The 26,145-nt window shown below is 46.6% G+C and carries 22 protein-coding genes and 1 pseudogene; 5 read left to right on the forward strand and 18 right to left on the reverse strand.

Going from position 1 to position 26,145, the window contains the following annotated elements; genetic code table 11:
- Positions 1–74 precede the first annotated feature (74 nt).
- The 4 genes from mgrA to NLX82_RS06350 form a co-directional block, all read right to left on the reverse strand.
- Positions 75–1,073 (reverse strand): L-glyceraldehyde 3-phosphate reductase, encoded by a 999-nt coding sequence (gene mgrA / locus NLX82_RS06335; protein WP_068941994.1) that lies wholly within the window; start codon positions 1,071–1,073, stop codon positions 75–77.
- Positions 1,074–1,157: 84 nt separating this feature from the next.
- Positions 1,158–1,898, reverse strand: coding sequence for an NAD-dependent protein deacylase (locus NLX82_RS06340; RefSeq protein ID WP_071558368.1), 741 nt, complete (start codon positions 1,896–1,898; stop codon positions 1,158–1,160).
- Positions 1,895–2,665, reverse strand: a complete 771-nt coding sequence (locus NLX82_RS06345) for an HAD family hydrolase (RefSeq protein WP_068941990.1) — start codon at positions 2,663–2,665, stop codon at positions 1,895–1,897. Before NLX82_RS06345 ends, NLX82_RS06340 begins: the two co-directional genes overlap by 4 nt.
- Before the next feature lie 14 nt (positions 2,666–2,679).
- Positions 2,680–3,486, reverse strand: a complete 807-nt coding sequence (locus NLX82_RS06350; RefSeq protein WP_068942229.1) for an alpha/beta fold hydrolase — start codon at positions 3,484–3,486, stop codon at positions 2,680–2,682.
- 312 nt (positions 3,487–3,798) lie between these two features.
- Between NLX82_RS06350 and NLX82_RS06355 the strand changes: the two genes are divergently transcribed.
- From NLX82_RS06355 to ilvD, 3 genes and pseudogenes are all read left to right on the forward strand, one after another.
- The gene (locus NLX82_RS06355) at positions 3,799–4,833 is read left to right on the forward strand and encodes an acyltransferase family protein (protein WP_023989893.1); all 1,035 of its coding nucleotides are present in this window, start codon (positions 3,799–3,801) and stop codon (positions 4,831–4,833) included.
- A gap of 176 nt (positions 4,834–5,009) precedes the next feature.
- A pseudogene (locus NLX82_RS06360) lies at positions 5,010–5,249 on the forward strand (KGG domain-containing protein); the annotation flags it as partial.
- Between the two features lie 352 nt (positions 5,250–5,601).
- Positions 5,602–7,290, forward strand: coding sequence for a dihydroxy-acid dehydratase (gene ilvD, locus NLX82_RS06365; RefSeq protein WP_023989895.1), 1,689 nt, complete (start codon positions 5,602–5,604; stop codon positions 7,288–7,290).
- A 99-nt stretch (positions 7,291–7,389) separates the two neighbouring features.
- Here the strand turns inward: ilvD and NLX82_RS06370 are convergent, their stop codons facing one another.
- A complete protein-coding gene (locus NLX82_RS06370; RefSeq protein WP_068941984.1) occupies positions 7,390–8,775 on the reverse strand; it encodes a polysaccharide deacetylase family protein in 1,386 nt (461 codons plus the stop codon).
- A 179-nt stretch (positions 8,776–8,954) separates the two neighbouring features.
- Here NLX82_RS06370 and NLX82_RS06375 point away from each other — a divergent pair, with 179 nt between their 5' ends.
- Positions 8,955–10,109, forward strand: a complete 1,155-nt coding sequence (locus NLX82_RS06375) for an AI-2E family transporter (protein ID WP_053325953.1) — start codon at positions 8,955–8,957, stop codon at positions 10,107–10,109.
- Here NLX82_RS06375 and NLX82_RS06380 read toward each other — a convergent pair.
- From NLX82_RS06380 to NLX82_RS06430, 12 genes are all read right to left on the reverse strand, one after another.
- Positions 10,097–11,872: a peptidoglycan D,D-transpeptidase FtsI family protein gene (locus NLX82_RS06380; RefSeq protein WP_053325954.1), complete on the reverse strand. Its 1,776-nt coding sequence runs from the start codon at positions 11,870–11,872 to the stop codon at positions 10,097–10,099. The two genes, NLX82_RS06375 and NLX82_RS06380, sit on opposite strands and share 13 nt — an antisense overlap.
- Before the next feature lie 85 nt (positions 11,873–11,957).
- Positions 11,958–12,080 (reverse strand): hypothetical protein, encoded by a 123-nt coding sequence (locus NLX82_RS27540; protein ID WP_023989899.1) that lies wholly within the window; start codon positions 12,078–12,080, stop codon positions 11,958–11,960.
- Between the two features lie 102 nt (positions 12,081–12,182).
- Positions 12,183–14,432, reverse strand: coding sequence for a methyl-accepting chemotaxis protein (locus NLX82_RS06385; protein WP_023989900.1), 2,250 nt, complete (start codon positions 14,430–14,432; stop codon positions 12,183–12,185).
- A 224-nt stretch (positions 14,433–14,656) separates the two neighbouring features.
- Positions 14,657–15,988: a peptidase U32 family protein gene (locus NLX82_RS06390; RefSeq protein WP_013311519.1), complete on the reverse strand. Its 1,332-nt coding sequence runs from the start codon at positions 15,986–15,988 to the stop codon at positions 14,657–14,659.
- Positions 15,989–16,020: 32 nt separating this feature from the next.
- On the reverse strand, positions 16,021–16,950 hold the full coding sequence (locus NLX82_RS06395) for a peptidase U32 family protein (protein WP_023989901.1): 930 nt from the start codon (positions 16,948–16,950) through the stop codon (positions 16,021–16,023).
- Positions 16,951–16,961: 11 nt separating this feature from the next.
- Positions 16,962–17,990, reverse strand: coding sequence for an endolytic transglycosylase MltG (mltG, locus tag NLX82_RS06400; RefSeq protein WP_034095082.1), 1,029 nt, complete (start codon positions 17,988–17,990; stop codon positions 16,962–16,964).
- 94 nt (positions 17,991–18,084) lie between these two features.
- On the reverse strand, positions 18,085–18,390 hold the full coding sequence (locus tag NLX82_RS06405; protein WP_053325955.1) for a DUF1292 domain-containing protein: 306 nt from the start codon (positions 18,388–18,390) through the stop codon (positions 18,085–18,087).
- Complete coding sequence (locus NLX82_RS06410) at positions 18,387–18,689, reverse strand: DUF1292 domain-containing protein (protein ID WP_023989904.1); 303 nt, start codon at positions 18,687–18,689, stop codon at positions 18,387–18,389. The genes NLX82_RS06405 and NLX82_RS06410 overlap by 4 nt, the downstream gene beginning before the upstream one ends.
- A 13-nt stretch (positions 18,690–18,702) precedes the next feature.
- On the reverse strand, positions 18,703–19,119 hold the full coding sequence (gene ruvX / locus NLX82_RS06415) for a Holliday junction resolvase RuvX (RefSeq protein ID WP_023989905.1): 417 nt from the start codon (positions 19,117–19,119) through the stop codon (positions 18,703–18,705).
- A gap of 9 nt (positions 19,120–19,128) precedes the next feature.
- Positions 19,129–19,389 (reverse strand): IreB family regulatory phosphoprotein, encoded by a 261-nt coding sequence (locus tag NLX82_RS06420; protein ID WP_007431624.1) that lies wholly within the window; start codon positions 19,387–19,389, stop codon positions 19,129–19,131.
- A 136-nt stretch (positions 19,390–19,525) separates the two neighbouring features.
- Complete coding sequence (alaS, locus tag NLX82_RS06425) at positions 19,526–22,159, reverse strand: alanine--tRNA ligase (protein ID WP_053325956.1); 2,634 nt, start codon at positions 22,157–22,159, stop codon at positions 19,526–19,528.
- 351 nt (positions 22,160–22,510) lie between these two features.
- The gene (locus NLX82_RS06430) at positions 22,511–23,578 is read right to left on the reverse strand and encodes an AI-2E family transporter (RefSeq protein ID WP_023989907.1); all 1,068 of its coding nucleotides are present in this window, start codon (positions 23,576–23,578) and stop codon (positions 22,511–22,513) included.
- 211 nt (positions 23,579–23,789) lie between these two features.
- Here NLX82_RS06430 and NLX82_RS06435 point away from each other — a divergent pair, with 211 nt between their 5' ends.
- A complete protein-coding gene (locus tag NLX82_RS06435) occupies positions 23,790–25,763 on the forward strand; it encodes a methyl-accepting chemotaxis protein (RefSeq protein WP_053325957.1) in 1,974 nt (657 codons plus the stop codon).
- A 162-nt stretch (positions 25,764–25,925) separates the two neighbouring features.
- Here the strand turns inward: NLX82_RS06435 and NLX82_RS06440 are convergent, their stop codons facing one another.
- Positions 25,926–26,138, reverse strand: coding sequence for a hypothetical protein (locus tag NLX82_RS06440; protein ID WP_013311529.1), 213 nt, complete (start codon positions 26,136–26,138; stop codon positions 25,926–25,928).
- Positions 26,139–26,145 lie beyond the last annotated feature (7 nt).

Raw genomic sequence — 26,145 nt, forward strand, 5'->3', positions numbered from 1 at the left:
ATTGTATAAAAGGATGCGAAATTAGGCCGATGACTACAGATTAACTTTCACCATTAGGCTGTGCCGCCGTCCTGTCAGTTCCCGGCATTCAGAATCGAATCAATTCGATCCAGTTCCTCCTGAGAAAAGTCCAGATTGGATAAGGTAGCAACATTTTCTTCAATTTGGCTTACACGGCTTGCCCCAATCAAGACAGAGGTCAGACGTTCGCCGCGCAGAGCCCAGGCCAGCGAGAATTGAGCCAAACTTTGTCCGCGTGCAGCAGCCATCTGATTCAGGGCGCGTACCTTGCGAAGTGTCTCTGGCGTTACATGGTTCTCATTCAGGAAAACCGATGTACTCGCTGCACGTGAATCCTCGGGGATTCCGTTCAAATATTTATTGGTCAGCAATCCCTGAGCCAGCGGGCAAAAGGCAATGCTGCCTACCCCGTTTTCGTCCAGTACATCTTGTAATCCGCTTTCAATCCAGCGGTCGAGCAAGGAGTATTTCGGCTGATGAATCAGAAGCGGTGTTCCCAGCTCCTTCAGAATGCGAGCTGCTTCTGCTGTTTGCTCCGCACTATAATTGGACACACCCACATACAGCGCTTTGCCGGATCGTACGATATGATCCAGTGCTCCCATCGTTTCTTCCAGCGGCGTATTAGGATCAAATCGGTGAGAGTAGAATATATCGACATAGTCCAGCCCCATCCGCTTCAGGCTCTGATCCAGACTGGATATCATATACTTGCGAGATCCCCAGTCACCATAAGGCCCTGCCCACATATTGTAGCCCGCTTTGGTGGAGATGACCAACTCATCCCGGTACGGTTTCATATCACTGGCTAAGACTTGTCCAAAAAATTCCTCAGCTGATCCCGCAGGAGGGCCATAGTTATTAGCTAAATCAAAATGCGTAATTCCTAGATCAAAGGAGCGGGTAATCATGCTACGGCCATTCTCCGCGTTGTTAATCCCGCCAAAATTGTGCCACAAGCCCAGCGAAATAGCCGGCAGTTTTAGACCTGATCTCCCTGTACGGTTATATTTCATACTTTCATAACGATCTTCGCCAGCTAAATAAACCATGCTATCCCAGCCTCTCTCGAAACATTGTAATGTCCATCACAACATCATCATAGCGCTTTTATCCAGGCGTTGACAAGAAAACGATTACAGACCTAATTGATGAGCAAGTTTTTCCATAACTTTACCGATTGGATCGGTGATCAAAAGATCCGCCTTATGATCATATGAGGTGGGATCTGTATTCAGCAGCACCGTATGTTTACCACGAAAATAAGTAATCAAGCCCGCAGCAGGATGTACTGTCAGCGACGTTCCTCCAATTAACAGCAAATCAGCCTGCGAAATAGCCTGAACGGATTGATTAATGGTATCCTGATTCAGCTCCTCCTCATATAAAACGACATCCGGTTTGATAATTCCTCCATCTATCGGACATTTGGGTACAACCTCAGAGCTGTTCATCACTTCATCTAGACTGTAAAAGCGTCCGCATTCCATACAGTGGTTGCGATGCACCGAGCCATGAAGTTCTAGTACATTCACACTACCTGCCGCCTGATGTAATCCGTCAATATTTTGTGTCACAACCGCTTTAAGGAGGCCTTGCTTTTCCAATAACGCGAGGAAATGATGGCAACCGTTCGGCTCCGCATCGGGATGCAGCATTTTGCTACGATAGAAGTCGAAGAACACTTCGGGATGCTTCACAAAAAATGAACGGCTCAGCATAACCTCAGGGGAATAAGGCAATTTCTCCTCACTTTGATACAGGCCTGCTGCCGAACGAAAATCCGGAATACCGCTTTCCGTCGATGTCCCTGCTCCGCCGAAAAAAACAACATTCTGCGATTGCTGTATCCATTCCGCCAACGTATTAACTTTCATACCCTACGCACCTCCAGCTCTTCATATCCACGAACAACCTTATCCGCATCCAGCAAATGACCAGAACGTTCTGCTTCTGGCGCAAATCCAATAGCGAGCCGTACTCCGGCACGCTTGCCCATCTGCATATCCCCATTGCTGTCTCCGATGACTACCACGTCCGCCGGCGACAATCCTAGTAACGCGCAGGCTTTTTCAGCCATTTCCGGGTCAGGCTTGCCGTATGTAACCCTATCGTGTCCGATGACCTCGTCAAAATAGGATGTCAGCCCCATCCACTCCAAATGCTCCTGTGCTGCCTCTGTACTGTCAGAGGTCACAACCGCCAGCTTCAGCCCGGCATGGCGGCTTTGCTCAAGCAACGTCCGCAACCCTGGAAACACCTTCGCTGCCCGATGTCGCCGAATATCAGCCATCGCCGTTTTATTAAAGTCGCGGACAAGCTGTACCGCTTCATTCCACGGTACACCAGCAGTATAAAGCTGCCAAGCCAGTACCCCCGTACTTTCGTCCACCGTCCCCATGGCTAGTGGGCCAGAAGGATCGTAACCGATCACACGTCCCTCTAGATCGTGAACAGTACCTAGAACGGTACCTTTTTCCACCGTAAAACCGGCTCCCGCCACGGTAAGATGCTGCTCCATCATATCCAGTATAGAACGAGCCCAGGGGCCCCACAACTGAATAAAATCCAGCAACGTTCCATCTTTATCCAATAAAATACCACGGCATGGGTACCGCTCCCCCTGCACGATCAGCTCAGACATGCAGCACACCTCCTTTACTGATTCTTAGAAGCCACATCCACACTCTCTTTCATCCAGTCCTGTAAAGCCGTTACCGTCTGATTCCATTGCTCGGCAGCGCTAATTTTTGCAGGATTATCCCCTTTTTGGACACCATAACTGCCGAATTGGGCATGATTTCCCCCTTCGACTGTAAAATACAGCGTGTTGGCTGGTAAATAAGTTCTTCCACTTTGGACATTTTCCATCTGGACGACTCCATCATCACTTCCCAGTAGAGAAATAACGGGCAGATTTTTATCCTTTAAATTACCCTTGTTATCCGGGTAGGAGGCGAGGAAAAATACACCTTTGACCTGATCAGGATGTGCAGCTGCATATCGGGCCGCCATCACACCGCCTAACGAATGGCCTCCAATAACAAACGCTTCTTTCGGATATGCCTTTAGCACTTCATTCGCTAAATCCGGGGAGATCAATGCAAGGTTGAGTGGCATTTTTGCAATGATCACATGATGACCCTTTTCCGCCAGACGGCGTGCCAAGGGCGCATAACTTTCGGGCTTCACCAACGCACCTGGATACAAAATGACTCCGGCTCCGCTTCTTTTTGCAGGCTCAAAACCGACCCAATGTTCTTGTTCATTTACTTTCACAGCATCCGCTACTTCAGCTAATGCAGCAGCAGCCGTCTCGTCAGGCTGATAAGGCGTAAACACCTTCCATGCTCCCCACCCTGCGATCAGTGCAATAACAATCAGGATGCCTAAGAGAACTTTCCATATTTTCCGAGGACCACGTGTCCCATATGAATTGTATGATCTTCTTGTTCTTCTTCTCATTGTAAAAGTTCCTTTCGCCTTTCGTACCTCGTAATTCGTAATTTGAATATAAAATGTATCGCTGTATTCATCAGCGTAACTAGCCTTGTTAGGGTAACATCGTTGCACATACAGGGTCAAATCAGCATACATTTCCACGTCTTAGCCCATCTTTGTCCGGTGTTCAAGCTTTCGCCACACAATAAGGTTATGATAACGCTTACTATTGTGAATAAAATCACAATAGTAATGTCCAGAGTATCGTACCTTGTTCCTTGTAAAGAATTATTTTTTAAATAGTTTAGTCGGCAGAAGCCGTTCGGAGGGAAACACATGACGACAAGCCATGATGTACAAGGGGAAAGCTTCTTTCTCAATTTGCGATTTCTGTTGATCATATGCGTATTTGCAGGGAATGCTCTGGAGCCTCTAGTCGGTTCACTTCATATTGCCCAACAATGGTTCAGCTGGATATTCATGTTTCATATGCCGTTGTTTGTACTCGTTACAGGCTACTTTGCCCAAACTTCTTTGACCGGATCAGCAGGCCGAAAAGTTCTGCTTCAGATCGGTATGCAATATCTTATTTTTCAATCGCTCTATTCGATCTTGGATGTTGCACTCTTCCACGTTCCCCATATCCATCATTCGTTCTTTGCTCCTTATCTGCTACTCTGGTTCCTTGCCAGCCATATCTGTTGGAGACTGCTGATGCTGTCTTTTCAGAAAATACCACCTGTCCTCCAATTGGGTATATCCGTGCTGCTGGGTATCCTCGTCGGGTATCTCCCTGTGGATGGTATATGGCTGAGCGTATGCAGAACCTTTGTTTATTTGCCTTACTTTGTAGCAGGTTATCATTTGAATTATGCAGACGTTCGACGGTTCTTCACAGCTCCAGTCCGCATAATCGCTGGCGTTGTATCTCTTCTGCTTATGGTACTGGCGGGAACGTCGTATTTCGGCATCCCGGCAGGCTGGCTGTATGGCAACATGACTTACGGTGAATTGGGCCATACCGAATGGTACGCAGGAATTTACCGCATCGGCATTTATGGAGTTCAATGGATAGCATCCATGGCGTTCCTAAGCTTTGTTCCAGCTGTCACAGGACGTATAACCGAGATGGGAAGACGGACACTATATGTCTTTTTACTCCATGGCTTGATCGTCCGTACCGTCGTTGCAAAGGGAGTCTACGAATATATAGATACTCCAGTGGAAGTCATGTTGATTGTAGTGTGTGCTGCAGGTCTGTGCTGTATGTTGACCATGCCTTGGGTTCGAACTGCAACACGACCTCTGATTGAGCCACAGGTAGAGTGGATGCTAAAGCCAGCTCCTTATCCTTTTAGACGGTCCGCGTAATCTTTTTATCCATTTTTTATTTAACATTGAACACGCGACAACCCACTCACAGACGAACATGTAAGCGAGTCTACCCCCTCTTTACTCCACTTGGAGCCTGTTTCATACAGGCGTGATGTGGTAAGTAAAGGATGCGCGCAACAAAAAACAACTTTTTTATTAAGGAGTGATTTGTAATGGCACGTAATCAAAATCAGGGGAAAATGAGTCGCGAAGAAGCAGGTCGTATGGGTGGAGAAGCTACTTCCAAGAAGCACAATAAGGAATTTTATCAGGAGATTGGTAAAAAAGGCGGGGAAGCAACCGCAAACTCTCACGATAAAGAATTTTATCAGGAAATCGGCAAAAAAGGCGGCGATGCTACAGCTGAGTCGCATGACAAAAATTTCTACAGAGACATCGGTCGTAAAGGCGGCAGAAATTAAGGTGTAATATCATATTCTGCCCTCCTTTAACATAAAACAAGCTTGAGCCCATTCGCTTTATTGCGGAATGGGCTCTTTCATATTTTACCTGATACGCAAACATGTCAGTATACATATTTCTAATAGAATCAAATTCTAACTCTTCTAAATGCAATATATAGACAAATAAAACTGCTCATGTCTATATATTGTTGATTACAGAACCCTACTAGTACTTTTTCAAAATCTTCATATATGTAGAAAAAAGCTCACATCTATGATAGACTCTTTAGAAAACATCTGCGCTATTACGGCGTCCATTGAACGCCATACTATTTTTATACTTTGGGGGGAAACCAGCATCATGACAGCTAAGACGAAAATGCGTTCCGATATGATTAAAAAAGGCTTTGACCGCGCTCCTCACCGCAGCTTGCTGCGCGCAGCGGGTGTCAAGGAAGAAGATTTTGACAAACCGTTTATTGCGGTATGCAACTCGTATATTGATATCGTACCGGGCCACGTCCATTTGCAGGAATTCGGAAAAATTGTCAAGCAAGCCATTCGTGAGGCAGGCGGTGTACCTTTCGAGTTTAACACCATCGGTGTAGATGACGGCATTGCCATGGGTCACATCGGTATGCGTTATTCTCTGCCAAGCCGCGAAATTATAGCTGACTCTCTGGAAACTGTCGTTTCCGCTCACTGGTTTGATGGCATGGTTTGTATTCCTAACTGTGATAAAATTACCCCTGGCATGATGATGGGCGCATTGCGCGTTAACATTCCAACTATTTTCGTCAGCGGCGGTCCTATGAAAGCTGGTAAAGACAAGAACGGACGCTCTATTTCCCTGACCTCCGTCTTCGAAGGCGTAGGTGCATATCAGGCTGGTAAAATCGACGATCAAAGCTTGCTTGAATTAGAACAATACGGCTGCCCGACATGTGGCTCCTGTTCAGGGATGTTCACAGCGAATTCCATGAACTGTCTAGCAGAAGCGATGGGTCTGGCTATGCCGGGTAACGGCACCATTCTCGCAGTAGCAGAAGAACGTAAAGAATTCGTTAAACAATCTGCACGCCAATTAATGGAATTGATTAAGCTTGATCTTAAACCACGTGATATCGTGACTAAAGAGGCTATTGATAATGCATTTGCATTGGATATGGCAATGGGCGGTTCCACGAATACAGTATTGCATACATTGGCACTTGCCCATGAAGCAGAAGTTGACTACCCTATCGAACGTATTAATGAAGTCGCAAACCGCGTACCTCATTTGTCCAAATTGGCACCTGCTTCCGACTATCATATTGAGGATGTCCATAATGCAGGCGGCGTAAGCGCAGTGCTGAATGAATTGTTGAAGAAACCGGGCGCACTGCATGGAGACTGTATTACTGTGACCGGAAAAACCATTCGTGAAAACGTAGAAGGTCAGGAAATTTTGGATACTAACGTCATCCATAAACTGGACAACCCTTATTCTGAACGTGGCGGCCTAGCTGTATTATTCGGTAATCTGGCACCGCAAGGCTCCATCATTAAAGTCGGTGCAGTTGATCCTTCGGTTGGTGGTTATCACAAAGGTCCTGCTATCTGCTTTGATTCACAGGAAGATGCACTGGCAGGTATCGCCAACGGTAAAATTAATGAAGGACACGTTGTTGTTATCCGTTATGAAGGTCCAAAGGGCGGACCTGGTATGCCTGAAATGCTCGCTCCAACTTCACAAATCGTGGGCATGGGGCTTGGTGCCAAGGTGGGTCTGATTACAGACGGACGCTTCTCAGGTGCTTCCCGTGGTATCTCCATCGGTCATATTTCCCCCGAAGCAGCAGAAGGCGGACCTATCGCTTTTGTTGAGGACGGCGATATCATTGAGCTGGACTTGAACAATCGTAAGATTGAGCTCCACATTACGGACGAAGAATTCGAACGTCGTCGCGCCAACTGGAAAGGCTTCGAGCCGAAGGTAAAAACGGGTTACCTGGCACGTTATTCCAAGCTGGTAACGAACGCAAGTAACGGCGGAATTATGAAAATCTAAATGCGTTGCCAAGATAGGATTACTTTATAAACAGCTAAAAATCCTCTCGACCCTAACAAAGGATCGAGAGGATTTTTTTATTAGGTCATTAGGGTTAGCCTATTCAGTCATTTCGCTGTTGAGTGTATGGACATCATCTCGCTGTGCTGTTTGCTCAAGAGCTTCGTCTGAGCGGTGTAAGCCTCCCTGATGAAAACGGTCAAACAAGGTATCCATTGGCATCACAATCAGTTTCGGTACCATTACATCTTTTTTTTCACTCAATTGCTCTGAACCCAAAGGATGAATAACACGAAATAACAGCTTTAGATATACAGTGGACACATGCTTAAACAGTCCTTTGGGAAGCTCCCGAACTTGAAATCCCAACTTCTCTGGTCCCCGATGAATCATACTTACTGCGTATATCGCCTTTACACCCTTCATTTCAGAATCATGTACAATGCGTTGGGCCAGATCAGGAAGTTGTTTTTTTACAATCCGAATTAATTGAATAGCTAGATGTACCATCGACTTTGCCGTCGAACCCAATTGAAATAACTTTCTATTATCAAAATGAAGCTCAATTATCGGGTCCCCTTTTTCTAACCACCTGCTGTTCTCCATATTTACATTTGGCCCATGATAGATACGGCGACGATAATAAAAGATCGTATCCTCCTTGCTTACGGGACGAAGACGAAACAAAACATGGAATAGCCGCTCATACTGGAGCCATCCAAATACCAGCGTTCTTTTTAACCAGCCCGTACTGGACATCTCGGAGGCAGTAGGTTTATTGACAGACTGACGGCAAAACAATGTATCCACCCGTACGCTGCGTAATTGTCGTTCTTGGGCGACCCTCAGCAGCTTCTCCAGTGCGATTAGCATATTCTGGGGCGCTTCCACGTCTGCCCCCAATGTCGTACCACAGTCATGGAGCAGCATCACTTCGCCACCCCTCAGCTTTTTGAGCATTCTCTCCGCTAATTGTTTCGCTCCGATGCTGGCCTTCCAGTCCCCGAACATGGAGGACCATAATACGATTCGACGACCATGGGTGTTGGAAATATCAAAAAAGTTCACTATCCCCCAAGGTGGGCGATAAAAGGTCGTTCCCTCGCCAGTTACTCGACGAATGACTGACTCTGTCTGAGCAATTTGTCTTCTGACGGTAACAGGCCTCATAAGCCAATTCGATTTGTGCACATAATTATGAATACCGATTAGATGACCTTCATCATGCATGCGTTTCAGAAGCTCAGGGTGTTTTTCTGCATTTATCCCAACAACAAAAAAAGTAGCCTTGGCATCAAAACGCTTCAGTAAATCAAGCAGCTGTGATGTATACACTGGATCAGGGCCATCATCAAAGGTGAGTGCATATTCTTGCTCACTTTTGCCGCGCCTGAACACCCGGAAACCAAATATACGACTAACCAGCGCCGGAATAAAAGCATAAAAAGTTGAAATGTAAAACATCCATAACAGCAAAGTCTGCACGTTTTATCCCCACTTTTCTATTCTGAACTCCCCAAGCAGGCTTCCTGAGGAAAACTCACTTACTTATATATTATCACAATGAAGCAAACATGCCGAGATTTCGCTATTGCATATGGTCAGCATTGAGGTCCAATTTAGTGTACAATAAATAAAAATCTAAAAGGAGTCGTTGTATACATATGCTTCCCTTGTACAAAAAATATTGGCGTACCGTTTTTGATATCGGTTTGATCGTATTAACCGTGTATTTAATTATGTTCGTATCCAGCAAACTGTATCAACTTGCCGCACCTGTGTTCCTTTCGTTCGTCGTGTTCTGGTGCATTGAACCTGCTGCCCGTTATTTTCATCGGAAAGGAATGAGAAAGCCTTTTGCCTCCGCACTCTCCGTATTGCTATTTATCATCCTCTTACTTGCTATTTTTTTCGGATTGGGCCTGATTCTAGTTACGCAATTTACGAAAGTCGCGCAAAACCTCCCACAATATACTCAGATTATCCAAGCGGAATTCACGCGATATCTTCATCTTTCTCAAGATAAAATCGCTGCTTTACCTCCGAGTGTTACTGAACGTGTGAATGATTATTTTGCGACTGCCACCACCATTGCTACGAAGTGGGCACAGCTAGGATTATCCTTTTTCATACAGTTCCTCAGTTCTTTCACTGTTTTTATGGGCAACTTTGCCATTGCCATCATTTTAGCGTTCTTTTTAAGTATGGAAATTAATCTTTGGAAGGGCATTGCTCGTAGTAAAACACCCAAGACACTAAAAACTGCTTACCTTTTTCTAAAAAATCACGTACTTAAAGCTATCTCCGCTTTTCTCAAGGCTCAAGCTCTACTGGTAGGGATTACCTTTGTTCTCGTATTTATAGGTTTACTCATTTTGCAAGTGGATAATGCCCTCTCATTGGCGCTCGTGGCAGCTTTGTTTGATATTCTGCCCTTGCTGGGTGTGCCTGTTATTTTTATTCCGTGGGCCGTGTATCTGTTCATCACAGGCAATACCGGCCTGGCTGTAGGCCTGCTTATTGTCATGGCTGTGACGGTGATCGTCCGCCAGCTGGCAGAGCCTAAAATCACTGGTAATTCCATCGGTGTTTCATCTGCCTATCTGATGCTTTCCTTTGCCATTATATCGTTGTCCATCTTTGGACTGGCCGGATTAATCCTGTCTCCCATTCTGATCATTTTGCTTAAGGAATTGTGGCAGCAAGGCTATCTGCAGAAATGGATTCGGTTTCCGACAGAGGAATTTGACGAGCCCCCGTTTATCGTAAAAATCCAGGAGGAAGATCGTGAAGCTACTCATGGTACTCAAGAGGATTGAGCTAACAGATCCATTACTTGACCAAACAGTGCTGTAGCTTGATTTGCAGAATGTGTTGAAGCATTTTGCACAAGGACGGCGACCGCATAACGAGGCCGCTCTATCGGACCATAGCCTATAAACCACTGGTGATTGATAGGTTGACCGTTCTTTAAAGCTTGGGCCGTACCCGATTTGCCGGCCAGATTCCATGATTTATTACGCAAGGAGGCACCAGTTCCCTGTGTCACAACCTTTTCCATTGCTTCACGAAGCGTGCGAGCCGTCGATGTGTGAATCGAGCGGCTGCCCTCGGGTGAAGATGCAGCATGAGCAGGTAGTTCCAGTAAGGTGCTACCGTCTGCGTAGCTAATGCGTTTGACAATGCGTGGTGCATGTACTTGACCCTCGTGCAGCAAGGTGACGATGAGATTGGCAGCTTGGAGAGGCGTTACCAGCACATCGCGCTGACCGATAGCTGTCTGTACACGTACGCCCGGATCATACGCGTTCGTATGGGAGCCGAATACGGCTCCCTTTTCTTCGTGATCCAGCGGTCTGAATTGAGGTAGTCCTGCAAGATTCCGCTCCTGCCAGCCCACAGTTCGGCTCAATCCCAGTGCAGAGGCTGTGGCCTGAATTTGCTCAGGATTAAGCCGTTCGCCGAGATGAGCGAATACACTATTACAGGATACGGCAAGCCCTTCCTCCAGGTTCAGGGTACCGTGTCCTTCTTTTTTCCAGCAAGCCAAACCGTACTTGCCATAAGTTCCATGACAATGGAATTGTTCCTGCGGTTGGACAACACCTGATTCAAGTGCAGCAGCAGCCGTAACCAACTTAAAAATGGATCCAGGCGTTATCGCCTTGAGGGCACGATTAGACCAGTCTGTTTTTTTCTGGGGATCAACATGACCGGGATTATAAAAAGGGCGAGACACCATCGCCAGTACATCCGCGTTGCCTGCATCGAGCACTACCACCGCCCCTTCTGCCAAATGACTAGATTCCGTCAGCTTTTCAATCTGTTCCTGTATAGGTAGATCAATTGTAGTCTGCACTTGTAAAGGATAGTGACCATTGGATGGAGCACTGACACGCAACGGTATATGAGTCAATGGACGACGCTGCGCATCTACAAATCGGGAGACGAACGTTTCACCGACGCCGCTCAGCAGCGGCTCCAGCGTTCTTTCCAGCCCGGCTGCCCCCATCGGCAGTTCACTCGCTCGGTCGGCACGTTCATACAGAAAGCCAAGCCATTGCCTGCCATTGGGCAAATCCCTGTAACGTTTCGCATAAGGTACAAGCTCAATAAGCGAAGGGGCTAGCTTCAGCAGCTTGCCTGCTTCATTCGGATTGATTTGTACGGGCTCTCCGCGCCCATCTCGCCATATGAGCGGGGATTGCAGTCCTTTCCATCGTGTCAGTAGTTGCTTTTTATTCGTACGCAGTAGCTTGGCCAGTTCTTCGCCATGTAAAGCCGCTTTGCCATCTACATCGGGAAAAAGCACTGGCGCCCATACGACTCCGCCAGTCAAGGGTTGCCCATGCCGGTCCGTAAACTGTCCACGTCCAGAGTCGATAGAAATGCCCTCCTGTCGCTGACGTGCTGACATTTCCTTAAGCGAATGCCCCCCATAGACGGACATATGAATGCCCGCTGTCCCCTGAATCCAAGCCAGTCGGAATAATAAAATCAGCAGTAGCGCCATCACCCCCAAGCCCATATATGCAATTCGACGTTTTCGTATGAAACTGCTACCACGCCTCGGCACACCCATCCTTCTTTCATCTTTTTTCCAGTAGTATGTCCTGTAGTTGAAAAAGAAAACCCACTCAACTTTTAACGTGAATGGGTTTCCGAATTTATTTGTATCTTGTGATGTCTGCTTCTGGGCTCCAATTTAAAAACTCGTCTAACGAATAAAAAACCGTAATAAAAATGGTAATGGCCAGTACAACCCAAGCTACCTTTGTGTTTGTATTCATCTTTTGCTTTCCTTCTTGAGGGATTTTTAAGCACATCTACTAATAAAAAGTACAAAACCACGGAGATCAGTGACAATCCTGATTTCCATGGTTTTGTTATATCTACACCGTAAACCGCGAAAGCTGTTCCTTCAAGTTCACTGATACTCCTTCCAGCTTATCCGACAAACCTACCAGTTGATTACCAATATTAGCCTGTTCAGTGCTGAGCGAAGCGACTTCCTGCGAAGTAGCTGAGGATTGCTCGGCTACCGCACTTACATTGGTCATTGCCTCGGACAAAGTGGTCTGCGATTCACTCAGATGATGAATGGAGGCAGTGACCGTTCCCAATCGTAGCGCGAACTCTCCCATTTGCTGCTGAACCGATTGGAAAATGTCCGTTGTTTCCTGCACGGCTCCCATCTGTTCCCGGAACAGCGGGTACACCTCAGATAATGCCTGTACCGTTTCATTCATTTCATTGACGATGTTGTTAGTAATGCCTGTAGCCGTACGAATAGCTTGACGTGATTGTTCAGCCAACTGCCGAACCTCATTAGCTACCACCATAAAACCACGCCCAGCCGTCCCCGCTCGTGCTGCTTCAATCGTCGCATTCAGTGATAGAATGTTCGTTTGTTTAGCAATATCCTGTAATACGTCCAGCACCTTAAAGACATCGGAAGTTGTCTTCTTCAGTTCATCTACTTTGCCCACCAGAGCATGCGTAGTTTCTTCCGTAACCTTAGTCTTGCTCAATAGATTTTTCAGCTGAATGGTCCCTTGTTCACTGGATTGTTCAACTTCTTGTGCGACCAGACTCATTTCATGATTGGAAGCCATAACCGTATCCATTTGCTGAGATATATTCCCGGTAAGTCCGCTGCCACGTTCAGCCTCTGTTGCCAAACTGGCGGCGCCATGAGCAATCTCTTCCGTTGCTGCTGCAATTTCTTTGGCTGAAATGGCTGTCTTCTTCGAGGCATCGCCTAGTTCCGTCGCTGTATTCAGAACCTCCTGAGCTGAGGCATTCGTCTGTTCTACCAGCAATGTAATTTGCTCCATCATCGTATCAAAGCTTTCTGACAATTGCCCAATTTCATCCTGAGCCTTATAGTTCGTTCGGATTTGCAAGTTGCCTTTGGCACCTTCGACCATTAAATCCTTCAGATGTGTCAATGGCCGAGCCACGAGGCGCACGATCCACAGGCCAATGAACAATGCAATGAGTGCAGCCACTGCGGCAAATATCCAGGTTGTAGTTAGTATCCCCTTAGCGTCTTTCACCAGCTCAGATACAGGTACTACACCCACGAGAATCCACTTGGAAGTTCCCAGTGTATTATGAACCGCAAGCACACTTTGCTTTTTGCCGTCTGCTTCCTGCTCCATAATTTGATTTCCTTCGATCCCTTCAAGCTTGGACACGTAATCCAGCTTTGTCTTTCCTCCTGCCAAGCCCTCATTGTTAGAACCTACAAACTCACCCTTGTCTGTCACAAGACTAATCATACTGCCTGAACCCAAATTAATACCTTTTAACTCGTCCTCCACCGCACTGGACTTTAAATCCATAACCAGAACATAAGTCCCTCCCAACCCAGACATGCTGTTCATGGAGCGTGCCAGACGAAAGGTCTTGCTACCATTGTCATTCACCTGCGTAGGTAGCCAAACAATTCCTTTGTTTTTCAAAATATCCTTAAACCACGCTTCCTGCCGTACATCCTTTTGTGTTCCGGTGCCCATAGCAGCTAAATTGGTTTCTTCCGGGTACAAGTACATTGAATCAATCGCTTTATTCGTAAAAGCAAGATTCGTTAGCTTCTTATTCACTTCGCCCATAGCAACAAAAGATGCAAAGGGATTTTTATCTTGCTTTACTGCCTTTTGCAACTGATCACTTAATTCAGTATCGAAAAATACCTGTGTCGACGTGTCTTGAAAGCGCTCTAGAATAATATCAAGCTTTTCTGAAGTTTGCTGGACGGTCTGCTGATAAGCCGTAGCTGCATTTTGCTCAATCGTACTTTTAGCCTTGTAGTATGAGAGCATCCCCAAGCTGACCACAAATAACATAATTGCCGCAAAAAAGATCAGAAACAACTTCATTCCAACCGAACGTATCGGATTATAGTTTTTGACCAAATGCATGAAATCTTTACTGTACCTTTCCGGCTTAAGTAAACGCTTTAAATTGTGTGTACCTTTACGAGTTGCCTTAGCTACCCAGGGGGCAACCTTCGAAGACACCGCAACCTTTTGTTCCTCTTTATCCGTTGTCACTTTACTGCCTTTCAAACCCTGCATTTGATCCGTTTTCTTGGGTTGCCTTTTTGCTGTATTCCCCTCTTTTTTCCGTAAACCCATTTCTCTCACCTACCACCATATAATTAGTTTCTAATTCCACGTCATCCATTATGTATCTATTATCTATATAACTTCTATCGGAACTATTCGACAAGGAATGTAGCTTTCCTTTGAGTATCAACTAAATTTTGTGAAACTTTTTTCCTAGAAAACTATTCAAAAAAAAGCCTCTCCAACCGATAGGAGAGGCTTTTGAATCTTTTCACCTGTGACTTAAGGCTTATTTACTTCTTTTTACGCATCATATCAAAATACGATACGGGCTGATCTACCTTCATTCTAATTCGTTGAAGCGGGTGACGAGCAGCATCCAATTCGTTGCCTTCCTCATCCCAGATCGTTCCGACCGTTTGTTTAAAGAATGTTCCGTTCGGACCGAAAAATTCGATTTCATGCCCTGGTTTAAAATGGTTCCGTTGTTGAATGGTTGCAATGCCACTCGCGGCATCGTAGTCCATGACCAGTCCGGCAAAATCATAAGGGACTGCCTTTTCTTCCGGCTCATAAATATGATCTTCATGATCCGGTGTATCGTAGAAAAAACCTGTATTCAACGGACGATTGGCTGCCTTGTTAATTTCTTCAATCCATTCTGGTTTGAGTACATAATTTTCAGGATCAGCCATATAGGAATCAATCGCTTGACGATAGACATTCACAACGGTAGCCACATAGTGGATGGACTTCATACGTCCCTCCACTTTAAAGCTGTCTACACCTACATCAATCAGATCAGGGACATTTTCAATCATACACAGATCCTTGGAACCCATAGAAAAGGCATTATCGCTCTCTTCGAACAGTGGAAGCTGGTTAACACCGAGCTGGAACTGTTTCAGTGCATTGCTCTCCTGTGCCTCTTCCTCAGATATCCAAACCTCACCTGGGCGGGCATCCTCAAACAAATCGTATTTCCAGCGGCAAGACTGACAACATCCTCCACGATTGGAATCACGGTCTGTAAAGTGATTGGACAACACGCAGCGGCCGGAAAATGAAGAGCACATCGCACCATGGACGAATGCTTCGATTTCGATGTCCACATGCTTTTTAATTTCTTCGATTTCCTCCAGACTGGTCTCACGTCCCAGTACCACACGCGGTAGTCCCTCGTTTTTCCAAAACTTTACCGCTTGCCAGTTCAGTGTGGACTGCTGTGTACTCAAATGCACTTCCAATCCAGGAACAGCACGCAATGCCACGGATACAATAGCCGGATCAGCGACGATAACGGCATGAATTCCTGCCTCGTACAGATTGCGCAAGTATTCTTCGATTCCGGCAATATCCTCATTGTGGGCATAGATATTGGTGGCTACAAGCACCTTAGCACCGTACTTGTTAGCAAATTCTACACCTTCGCGCATTTCTTCAAAACTGAAATTATCGGCGTTAGAACGCAGACCATATTTTTGTCCACCAATATATACAGCATCCGCGCCATAGTGAACGGCAAACTTCAGCTTTTCCAGATTTCCGGCAGGAGCCAATAGCTCCGGCTTATCCAGACGATTCCGTTTACCTATATATTTTCTTGTTTTGGTTATCGTCCCCATGACGTTCCCCCCTCTGTGAATTCATTTTAAAATTAATAAACCTGCTCTTTATAGAAAAATCCGAAGGAAAGTTCCCGTTCCGGATCTTGAAGACGGCGAACTTCATCCAGCCAGCTTTCATCATAAGCATAAGCATCCGGGTCAGCTGTATAATTATCTATGGCTTTACGATAAGCACGAACAACCGCCTCATTGTAAGCCGTAGGTTTCAATAAGCCCTCGATCTTAAAGCTATGCACGCCCGCCTCCATCAGAATATGCAGGTCCTCCATGATACAAAAATCATCTGAACTCATAATATGTGTCCCATTAATATCCTCGTAGATGGGGAACTTCTCTTCCTTTCGCTCTGCTTCAATCAGAAACAAGCCGCGCCCTCTACCCAAATCGCCTTCTACATTACGTCCCTGGTGCAGCATATAACTTTGAACAAGCTTACGCTTGGAGTGATAAATATTGGTCATGCCATGTACCTGAACCTGTGCTTCTATGTTCAACTTTGGTATCATTTCGGTAATTTCATCCATACTGAGCTCACGAGCCAAAATGACCCGGGAGGCTCCTTTTTCACCCCAATAGTTGGCGGTTGCGAAGTTGGTGGAGATCATCTCACCGTTCCAGAACAGCTTAAGATGCGGGGCGTACTCCTTCACGGCCATGAGCACTGCGGGATCATTAAACTCAATGGCGTCTATGCCGCATCCAGCTAGGGTCTGCACATATTCGGGAAGGAGCGGCAATAGCTCGTTCGTCATCAAATTCGTCATGGATACGTATACCTGCGCCGTATGCTTCCGTGCCTCTTCCACCACTTCACGGATTTGGTCCGGTGTAAAATGTCCCGGCAGCCGCATTCCAAAGCGGTCATCTCCAATAAGTAATGCAGTAGCTCCAGCCTCCAGCATATGGCGGGCATCCTCCGGAGAGCTGGCAGTTGCCAGTAGTTCGGGTTTGTAAGCCATAGGCTCACCTCCTAATTTGTCTTACGGTTACTTACCTGAATGTTATGCAAATGTTCTTTATACGTTTTGGCAAACAAATGTTCATGTGTCCCATCTTTTTTGGTCACGTAAAACAAATAATCTGTAGCTTTCGGCTGTAAAGCCGCTATCACTGATTTCAGACTGGGACTTGCAATCGGCCCTGGTGGAAGTCCCTGATGCATATACGTATTATAAGGGCTTTCCACAGCCAAATCCTTGTAATACAGCCGTTCCTTTTGCTTATCCAGCATATATTGAACTGTAGCATCAATTTCCAGCTTCTTATCCTGTTTGAGTCGGTTATAAATGACGCCAGCTACTACAGACCGCTCATCTTCCACAACCACTTCGCGCTCTACGAGAGAAGCAACTGTCAGCAGTTGATGCAGCGTTTCACCCCGCTGTTTCAGCTTCGCATCCAAATCGGAAACAGTTTCCAACCGCTTTTGTGTCTGTTCTAGCATCACCTGTATAATATCTTTGGCCGTACTACCCTTTTTCAGCTCATAGGTTTCCGGGAAAAGATAGCCCTCCAGCGCATAGCGAAGCCCCGCCTGCTTTGGAATGTCCCGCACTAGCGCGACGTCAAAAGCGGACGGATCGTTGGCCAGCTGCAAAAATTGCTGCCGGTCTGCCAGTCCTTCCTTTTGCAGCTTATCAGCCATCTGTCTAATCGTAAAACCTTCCGGGATTGTAAAACGAATCATTTCCTCTTTGACAACATCTCCAGCCGATAACTTAGTAATCAACTGATCAAAGGTTGCGCCAGGCTTCGCCTCATATTTTCCGGCCTGAAATGCGCTTCCTTGCTGTTTGAATTTTACATAAGCCTTAAACACGAGCGCATTACGTATAAGTCCCTTTTGCTCCAGCGTATCTGCAATAGCCGATGTTCCTGTTCCCTGCACCACCGTAAAAGCAACAGGTTGTGTTTGGGGCTGAACAGGCTGCATGGCATTCCAAATATAGAGGGCTGCACCTCCTGCTATAATGATAAGCAGTAGAAATAACGTAAACATCCTTGTCCTTCGCTTCACATCCACCCAACTCCTTCACAGCCAAAAAGGGCGGACTGGTCCGCCCTTTCAGGTTTGATCTCATCGTTATCCAGACTTACAGTTCTTCCGGCAACGTACATTCGTCGTACAGCTCGGAAATATCTTCCCACTCATCATCATCTTCAATGGTGGTGATGGAGATTTCGCCGTCTGTGGATAAGCTTACATGGTAAAGTTCATGTTCGCCAACAGCAGCCCCAGGTCTACGCAATACGGCGTACCGTTGCTCACCTACCTTGAACTCTGCTTCCAATTCCATGCGCATCGCATGGCCCTGTTCATCCTGCAGCTCTACATCGCCGTCGAACGTTTCCTTCAAATCAGAGGTCCAACTCAGGTCTTCACGTGAATAGATCGTCATTTCCCGTCTTCCTCTTCATCTTCTTCTACAAATGTATTAAAGGTCTCTTCGACGATTTCCCATTCGGCATCGTCTTGGATCACAAACAATTTAATATCATCGCCTTCTTCCTCGTAACGGAAGGCGTACACATCGGACTCATCAGCTTCAGGGTCCACTGGCGCAACCATCATGTACTTCGCTTCGGAACCATCTACCTCAAACTTCATAATGACCTCGAACTCTTCCTCGTTGCCCTCGTCATCGGCAATATAAATAATTTCCGGCTCTTCTTCCATACCCACTTGATTTTCAGCCATTACGAAATCCCCCTCACCCTGTACTGTGTGCGTCCAAATAGTTTTGCAAGATCAGGCTTGCGGCCAGTTTATCTACCACCTGCTTGCGTTTTTTTCGGCTGACGTCGGCCTCCAGAAGCGTACGCTCCGCCGAACGCGTCGTCAGCCGTTCATCCCAAAGGTGAACGGGTAAACCCAGTAACTCCTTGAGTCGGTTCGCAAACTCGATGCAAATCTCACCGCGTGGACCCACGGTTCCGTTCATGTTTTTTGGCAAACCTACAACAACCTCGCCCACCTCATTGTCACGAACTAAATTTGCAATTTTACCGAACTCGCTGTCGTCACCGCGTCGTTCTATGACTTCCAATCCTTGGGCGGTCCAGCCGAAGGCATCACTTACGGCGACCCCAATTCGGCGATCCCCGTAATCCAATCCCATTACTTTCATGCCTGTCTCCTAACGGTGCTTGGCGAGATAGAAACGAACCAACTCTTCAATCAACTCATCGCGCTCTTTTTTACGTACCAGGCTTCTGGCATTATTATGCCGTGGCACATAAGCCGGATCACCGGATAGCAAATAGCCGACGATTTGATTGATCGGATTGTATTCTTTTTCCACCAGCGCATCATATACGGTCAACAAAATCTCCTGAGCAGAAGCTTCCTTCTCATCTGCCTTGACATTAAATTTGACCGTTTTGTCCATGGAATCCATTGTTGACACCTCGCTTCCACAAAACATGTGTACATGTTTATGCCAGCTTATTCTTTTACATCATACCATAAGCAAAGCCCTACAAGGAAATATCTAAGCCCGTTTTTTCCCAAAAATCCGCAAAAATTATCGAACTTTATCCTTGTGAGGCTGCCGACACCAGTTCATGCGCACGTTGAAGTGCTTCGTCCAGCTTGCTGGCATCCTTACCACCGGCTTGCGCCATGTCAGGTCGTCCGCCACCACCGCCACCGCATACGGCAGCAATTTCTTTCACGAGCTTGCCTGCATGAAGTCCAGCCTTGGTATGCTCTGCCGGAACTGCTACGACAAAATTAACTTTGTCGTCCATTGCAGCGCCGAGCACCAGCACAGCAGCCGGAAGTTTCCCTTTCAGTTCATCAGCAATCGCACGCAACGCATCCATGCTGGAAGCCTGCACGCGTGCAGCCAACAGCTGCACCCCGCCTACTTGCACGACCTGATCGGTCAGCTGGCCCGCCTCAATAACGCTCAGCTTGCTTTGCAGCGATTCATTTTCACGACTGAGGTCTTTAATTTGTTGCTGCAAAGATTCGATACGCTTTGGCACCTCAGACAGCTTGGATTTTACAAGCCCAGCCGAAACCTTTAACAGCTCTAATTGACCTTCCATATATTCAAAGCCAAAACGTCCAGTCACCGCTTCGATACGACGTACACCTGATCCAATGCCGCTCTCGCTGACAAGCTTGAACAAGCCAATTTGCGAAGTATTGCTGACATGACAGCCACCGCATAGTTCAATGCTGTAATCGCCTACCTTAACGACCCGTACGATATCTCCATACTTTTCACCGAACAGCGCCATTGCTCCGAGAGCCTTGGCTTCATCAATCGGTTTCAGTTCAATACTAACATCCAGTTGGCTCCAGATGGCACGGTTTACACGCAGTTCAATATCCGCCAGCTCTTCTGGTGTAATGCTTCCAAAATGGGAGAAGTCAAAACGCAGACGCCCAGGCTCTACCAAAGAACCCGCTTGATTGACATGGTCACCCAGCACTTCTTTAAGCGCTTTGTGAAGCAAATGTGTAGCCGTATGGTTTTTCTCAATTTCTCCACGTGAAGCTTGATCTACTTCTGCTTTCACCGTATCGCCAACGTTCAGCTCACCGGCTTCTACAACAACCTGATGCACATGCTGACCTTGTGGCGCCTTAAACAGCCCTTCGACCTTCGCAGTTACCGTACCTCCACGCAGCAAGCCTTGGTCACTGACTTGTCCTCCGCTTTCGGCATAGAAAGGAGTCACATCCAGCACGACCTGACAAGACTGCCCTTCACTAACACTGTCCACCAGTACATCTTCATATACAATCGCCACTATTTTAGACTCAGTTACGAGGTCATTATATCCAACAAATTCACTTTTAACCGCCAGATCGGACAAAGCTCCGCCCTGAATCTTCATGCTCGCGCTGTCCTGATGAGCATCACGGGCACGTTTGCGTTGCTCCTGCATCGCTTCATCAAAACCTTCACGGTCTACTTTCAAGCCCTGCTCGTCCGCATAATCCTCTGTGAGATCGAATGGGAACCCGTACGTATCATACAGTTTGAAAGCATCTGCTCCGCTAATGACATTGCGACCTTCGGCCTTCGCCTGAGCACTGATATCGGACAAAATTGCCAATCCATCTGTCAGTGTTTCATGGAAGCGTTCCTCTTCCGTTTTGATCACTTTGATGATGAAATCACGCTTGTCCACTACCTCAGGGTAATACACACCCATGACATCCCCAACGGTTTCCACCAGCTCAAACATAAATGGACGGTTCATGCCCAGCATTTTTCCATAGCGCACAGCCCGGCGCAGCAAACGGCGAATCACGTAACCCCGTCCTTCATTAGAAGGCAGCACACCGTCACCAATTGCAAAAGCTACGGTGCGGACATGGTCAGCAATAACCTTAAGAGCCACATCACTGTCCACATTTTCGTTATATTTTACTCCTGCCATCGCCGCTGTTTTTTGGATTAGTGGCTGGAAGATATCCGTATCAAAGTTGGAATCCACATTTTGCAAAATGGATGCAAAACGCTCTAATCCAGCCCCTGTATCAATATTTTTGTTTGGAAGCGGCGTATAGCTACCGTCTTTGTTATGGTTGAATTGTGAGAATACGAGGTTCCACACTTCCAGATAACGCTCATTTTCTCCCCCCGGATACATTTCAGGGTCCGTCATGTCGCTGCCGTAGGCTTCGCCACGATCATAAAAGATTTCCGTACAAGGTCCACAAGGGCCTTCACCGATATCCCAGAAGTTATCTTCCAGTTTGATGATACGCTCGGCAGGAAGTCCAACTTTTTCGTTCCACAGCTTGTACGCTTCCTCATCCTCAGGATACACAGTTACAGCCAGACGTTCCGGATCAAAACCAATCCATTTTGGATCCGTCAGAAACTCCCATGCCCATGTAATGACTTCTTCCTTAAAATAGTCACCAATGGAAAAGTTGCCGAGCATTTCGAAAAAAGTGTGATGACGGCGCGTTTTGCCGACATTCTCAATGTCGTTCGTCCGGATACATTTTTGCGAATTGGCAATACGTGGATTTTCTGGCTTCACACGTCCGTCAAAATAAGGCTTAAGCGGTGCCATACCCGCATTAATCCACAGCAGGGAAGGATCTTTATGTGGAACAAGCGGCGCGCTTGGTTCAATCACATGTCCCTTGCTTTCAAAAAACTCCAGCCATTTGGAGCGGATTTCACTAGCTTTCATATAAGTAGCCTCCTAATTATGGTGTCACTGGTTCCTGGCACAGGCCATAAAAAAACAGAAAAACGCCCCTGAACGGATCAGGGACGATTGTATCGCGGTACCACCCTGGTTAACGCCGTCCCCTCTGTACGAAATGCCCATGCGCAAGCTGCACACCAACATTTGCTTAACGGACGATCGATCGCCTTGTTTTCACTGGTAACGGGAGCATCCCGGCGGGTTCAGCCCGCACTTCGAAATGAGCTTTCCCTACTGGATAAACACATTTAAACATACTCAACTCAGTATATCCGTGTCATTTAGCCGTGTCAACGCGATTTCAGACAAGATACATACGGTGTATGGACAAAATCAGATTGTTTTCCGCTTCACGTAATAAGCAAAAAAATGCTGAAGTCCTACCTTTAAGACTGCCATCACGGGAACCGCTAAAATCAAGCCGGTAATTCCCGCAATTTCCCCACCCACTAGCAGAGCGAAAATAATGGCTATCGGATGCAGATGCAACGTTCGTCCCACCACCTGGGGAGAAATGACATTGCTCTCCAACACTTGAATACAGGTGTTAACGACCACGACCAAAAGCACCATTTTTAAGGAGACCGTAGAAGCCATGACTACTGCCGGAGCGGCTCCCAAAAAGGGGCCCAAATACGGAACGATGTTAAAAATCGCAACCACTCCTGCCAGCAACAGCGCATAAGGCATGCCAATGAGCATATATCCGAGATAAGCCATCACTCCAATAATGACGCATACCAGTAATTGTCCCCTGACATAGTTGCCAAGCGCCTGATCAATTTCCTTAAGTACCGTTACAATCGCCTTGCGACGAGAACGCGGGAGGTAAGACACAATCGTCCGCTCGAACACATCAAAATCCTTCAAAATATAAAAAATGAGGAACGGTACAATGAACACATTGAACAGCATATTGATCATCCCGCCGATGTTATCCATAAAGTTAGAAATCCCTGTTGCCATCCGATTCTCTAGTTGGAAAAACCATTGATTCATACCCGTTCGCACCCCTTGGGGCAAAATGCCGCTATCCATATTCGTCATTAATCCTTGTGCATGCATGGTCAGCTCAGGCAGATGCTCATTCAGCTCATCCAGTTGTTCAATGAACATCGGAATCAGGTTCATCAGAATCACAACGAGACTGGCTAAAAACACAGCATAGATGAGCAGCACAGCTACGCTTCGAGGCACCTTGCGACCGCCCAGCATACTGACAACCGGATTAAGTACATAGGAGATGATCATCGCTACCGCAAACGGAGCAATGATTGTTTTCAGAAATTCATACAAATGCAAAAACAAAGGTCGCAGCAGCCAGATAAAATATAGAATGACAAGTCCCAGCAGCGTCCATATTCCGTACCGGAACAGTCTACTTTTCGTTAATTGCTCCATTTCGTGCCCCCTTACTGGACTAGCCTCCTTTAAGTATATGCCTGTACCTCTACTTTAATCCTTCCCGCGAGTCTGGAATGCCCCATAGATTACCATTGTAAAAAAATGATGAAAACGGATGAAAACAATTAACAAAGTCATTCCATCTGACGATATAAGTACAAAGCACTACTTTAAGTTTTCACATTTCTGAAACATCGGGGGTCGTTACATGAACTTAAAAATCAAGCTTATTCTCCTTTTCACTTGCATTGTTATCGTTGCAGCTGGGCCATTGTCGATCATTAGCATGACAAGCGTTAAAAATCAGGCCAATCATGATATCCAAGAGCTTATGAACAGCAAAACCTCCGAAACCGTCAATCAGCTCGACGGATGGATAGGTGGTAATGCCAAAATTATTGAAACATTGGCTGCAGGTCTGGAATCCAGCGATATTTCATCAGATGCCAAAGCCGTATCTCTGAAGGCAGCTTTTCAAAACTATAAAGATCAAAATATTTCCAATATTTACGCAGGCTTTGAAGATGGAGCCTACTGGGATGGATCTGGCTGGTTTGAAGCAGGTTATGATCCTCGCGCTCGACCGTGGTACAAGGATGCCAAAACCAAGGGAGAAATGTATTACTCGTCCCCGTACATTGATGCAAATAGTACGAATTTCACCATTTCTATTGCGAAGCCTCTCAAAAATTCGAATGGCTCCGTCACTGGTGTGGTCAGCGAGGATATAATGCTCAACGATATGACAAAAATAATTAAAAGCATAGACCTGAACGGATTGGGCTACGCATTTTTGATTGACCAAAATGGAGCCGTGATCGCGCACCCAGACAACAAGCTGGCTGGCAAAAACCTCAAGGACAATCCCGAGTTGGGTTCATCAACCGCGGCCCTGCTGAGCGCAGCTTCGGGAGAAACAGACTATAGCTATAATGGTAGTGACCGTCAGCTTTATTTTAAAAAGATGCCTAGCACAGGCTGGATTGTAGGGTTGTCCATTTCCAAAGATATTGCTTTTCAGGAGTATTACTCCACTCGTAATATGTTGATTATAACGGTTGCTATCATCTTGATTGTCGCTATGCTGCTGGCGATCTGGGCGGCAAACAACTTTATTAAGCCGATTCGCAGACTCCAAGCGAATGTCAAACGTATAGCTGAAGGCGATATGACCGCTCGTGTTGATGTTAAAGGTAAAGATGAAATTGCCAGCCTGGGGACAGATTTTAATATCATGTCTGATAATCTCTCTCACCTGTTGCGCAAGGTATCAGATACGGCGGGCGATGTCAGTTCAGCTTCCCATGATATGCATCAGCACGCTAAGGATACTGGAACCATCGCGTCACAAATCTCCAGTGCAGTTCAGGAGCTTGCCCAAGGAGCGAGCGATCAAGCTGAGGCTGTATATTCCGGCTCTGAGAAGCTGACTCACATGACAGGCTCCATCGACCAGATTGGCGAAAGCGTTAAACGGACCCAAACTGCCGTATTCGAAACAGATTCTGCCGTGCTTGCAGGGTATGAAACAGCAGAACGTCAAGCGAAACTGGCCGCCGAGTCCAGACAAACGACGACTGCGGCAGGAGAAGCTGTAGATTCGCTCGCGCTGAAAACTCAGGATATTGAGCGGTTGGCCGGGGCCATCCACGATATCGCCGCACAAACAAACCTGCTAGCCCTCAATGCATCCATCGAAGCGGCACGGGCCGGAGAACACGGACGAGGTTTTGCCGTCGTCGCGGGAGAAGTGAGAAAGCTGGCTGAACAAGCGGGCACTTCCAGTGACAGTATCATGAGTAAGCTGGAAGAAATTAAAATTGCAGGAGTACAAAGCGCGGAGGAAATGAAGAAGGCTCTTGCTGTAACTGTAGAACAGGAGCATGCTGCCATTGCAACGAGACAGGCGTTTGAATCCATTCGTGGGGCTTCTCAGCATATGCTTGCCCAAATTGAGGACGTTACCTCCGCCACAGATCATCTCCGTGTGAATGCTGGACATATTTCCGATGTCATTTCCAGCGTTGTCGCTGTTTCTGAACAAAGTGCAGCATCTACAGAGGAAGTGGCTTCCTCTGTGCAAGAACAAGGTCATGCCATGAACAATATTGCCGACCTTTCTGCCAAACTCGATTCTCATGCAGATCTTTTATTGGAAGAGGTCAAACGCTTTAAATTGTAGAACTAACCATCTTCACAAAAACGGTATACAAAAGAGGGTGCCCCAGCCAATATGGCCGTTCAGGGCACCCTCTTCGTTGTTTTTATCAAGCATTATCCAACCTACTAAGCGTATGTAGATCACACCTCTTAGCAAGCAGCCTGTCCACTTTCGGTGTCAAGCTTAGGAAGAAGCATGAATTTGCGGCAAGTCCTGTTGTGCCATCTCATCTCCAAAGAATAGGTCGTCCAGCGAACTGAGCGTTCCATCCTCTTCCACTTGGTAGACAGACATTTTTTCACCATTCACCTGAAGTTCGATAAAGCATCCCCAGCAATAAAATTGATGGGAGCCGATTTTGCCGATATCTTTGGAATTACAATTCGGACATCTCAATAAACTC

The sequence above is a fragment of the Paenibacillus sp. A3M_27_13 genome, from assembly GCF_024213315.1.
Classification (GTDB): Bacteria; Bacillota; Bacilli; order Paenibacillales; family Paenibacillaceae; genus Paenibacillus; species Paenibacillus polymyxa_B.

Bases quoted from the DNA above. Each gene is read 5' to 3' on its own strand.
- mgrA (WP_068941994.1), bottom strand. From the start codon at position 1,073: ATGGTTTATTTAGCTGGCGAAGATCGTTATGAAAGTATGAAATATAAC.
- NLX82_RS06340 (WP_071558368.1), bottom strand. From the start codon at position 1,898: ATGAAAGTTAATACGTTGGCGGAATGGATACAGCAATCGCAGAATGTT.
- NLX82_RS06345 (WP_068941990.1), bottom strand. From the start codon at position 2,665: ATGTCTGAGCTGATCGTGCAGGGGGAGCGGTACCCATGCCGTGGTATT.
- NLX82_RS06350 (WP_068942229.1), bottom strand. From the start codon at position 3,486: ATGAGAAGAAGAACAAGAAGATCATACAATTCATATGGGACACGTGGT.
- NLX82_RS06355 (WP_023989893.1), top strand. From the start codon at position 3,799: ATGACGACAAGCCATGATGTACAAGGGGAAAGCTTCTTTCTCAATTTG.
- ilvD (WP_023989895.1), top strand. From the start codon at position 5,602: ATGACAGCTAAGACGAAAATGCGTTCCGATATGATTAAAAAAGGCTTT.
- NLX82_RS06375 (WP_053325953.1), top strand. From the start codon at position 8,955: ATGCTTCCCTTGTACAAAAAATATTGGCGTACCGTTTTTGATATCGGT.
- NLX82_RS06380 (WP_053325954.1), bottom strand. From the start codon at position 11,872: ATGGGTGTGCCGAGGCGTGGTAGCAGTTTCATACGAAAACGTCGAATT.
- NLX82_RS27540 (WP_023989899.1), bottom strand. From the start codon at position 12,080: ATGAATACAAACACAAAGGTAGCTTGGGTTGTACTGGCCATTACCATT.
- NLX82_RS06385 (WP_023989900.1), bottom strand. From the start codon at position 14,432: ATGGGTTTACGGAAAAAAGAGGGGAATACAGCAAAAAGGCAACCCAAG.
- NLX82_RS06390 (WP_013311519.1), bottom strand. From the start codon at position 15,988: ATGGGGACGATAACCAAAACAAGAAAATATATAGGTAAACGGAATCGT.
- NLX82_RS06395 (WP_023989901.1), bottom strand. From the start codon at position 16,950: ATGGCTTACAAACCCGAACTACTGGCAACTGCCAGCTCTCCGGAGGAT.
- mltG (WP_034095082.1), bottom strand. From the start codon at position 17,990: ATGTTTACGTTATTTCTACTGCTTATCATTATAGCAGGAGGTGCAGCC.
- NLX82_RS06405 (WP_053325955.1), bottom strand. From the start codon at position 18,390: ATGACGATCTATTCACGTGAAGACCTGAGTTGGACCTCTGATTTGAAG.
- NLX82_RS06410 (WP_023989904.1), bottom strand. From the start codon at position 18,689: ATGGCTGAAAATCAAGTGGGTATGGAAGAAGAGCCGGAAATTATTTAT.
- ruvX (WP_023989905.1), bottom strand. From the start codon at position 19,119: ATGAAAGTAATGGGATTGGATTACGGGGATCGCCGAATTGGGGTCGCC.
- NLX82_RS06420 (WP_007431624.1), bottom strand. From the start codon at position 19,389: ATGGATTCCATGGACAAAACGGTCAAATTTAATGTCAAGGCAGATGAG.
- alaS (WP_053325956.1), bottom strand. From the start codon at position 22,159: ATGAAAGCTAGTGAAATCCGCTCCAAATGGCTGGAGTTTTTTGAAAGC.
- NLX82_RS06430 (WP_023989907.1), bottom strand. From the start codon at position 23,578: ATGGAGCAATTAACGAAAAGTAGACTGTTCCGGTACGGAATATGGACG.
- NLX82_RS06435 (WP_053325957.1), top strand. From the start codon at position 23,790: ATGAACTTAAAAATCAAGCTTATTCTCCTTTTCACTTGCATTGTTATC.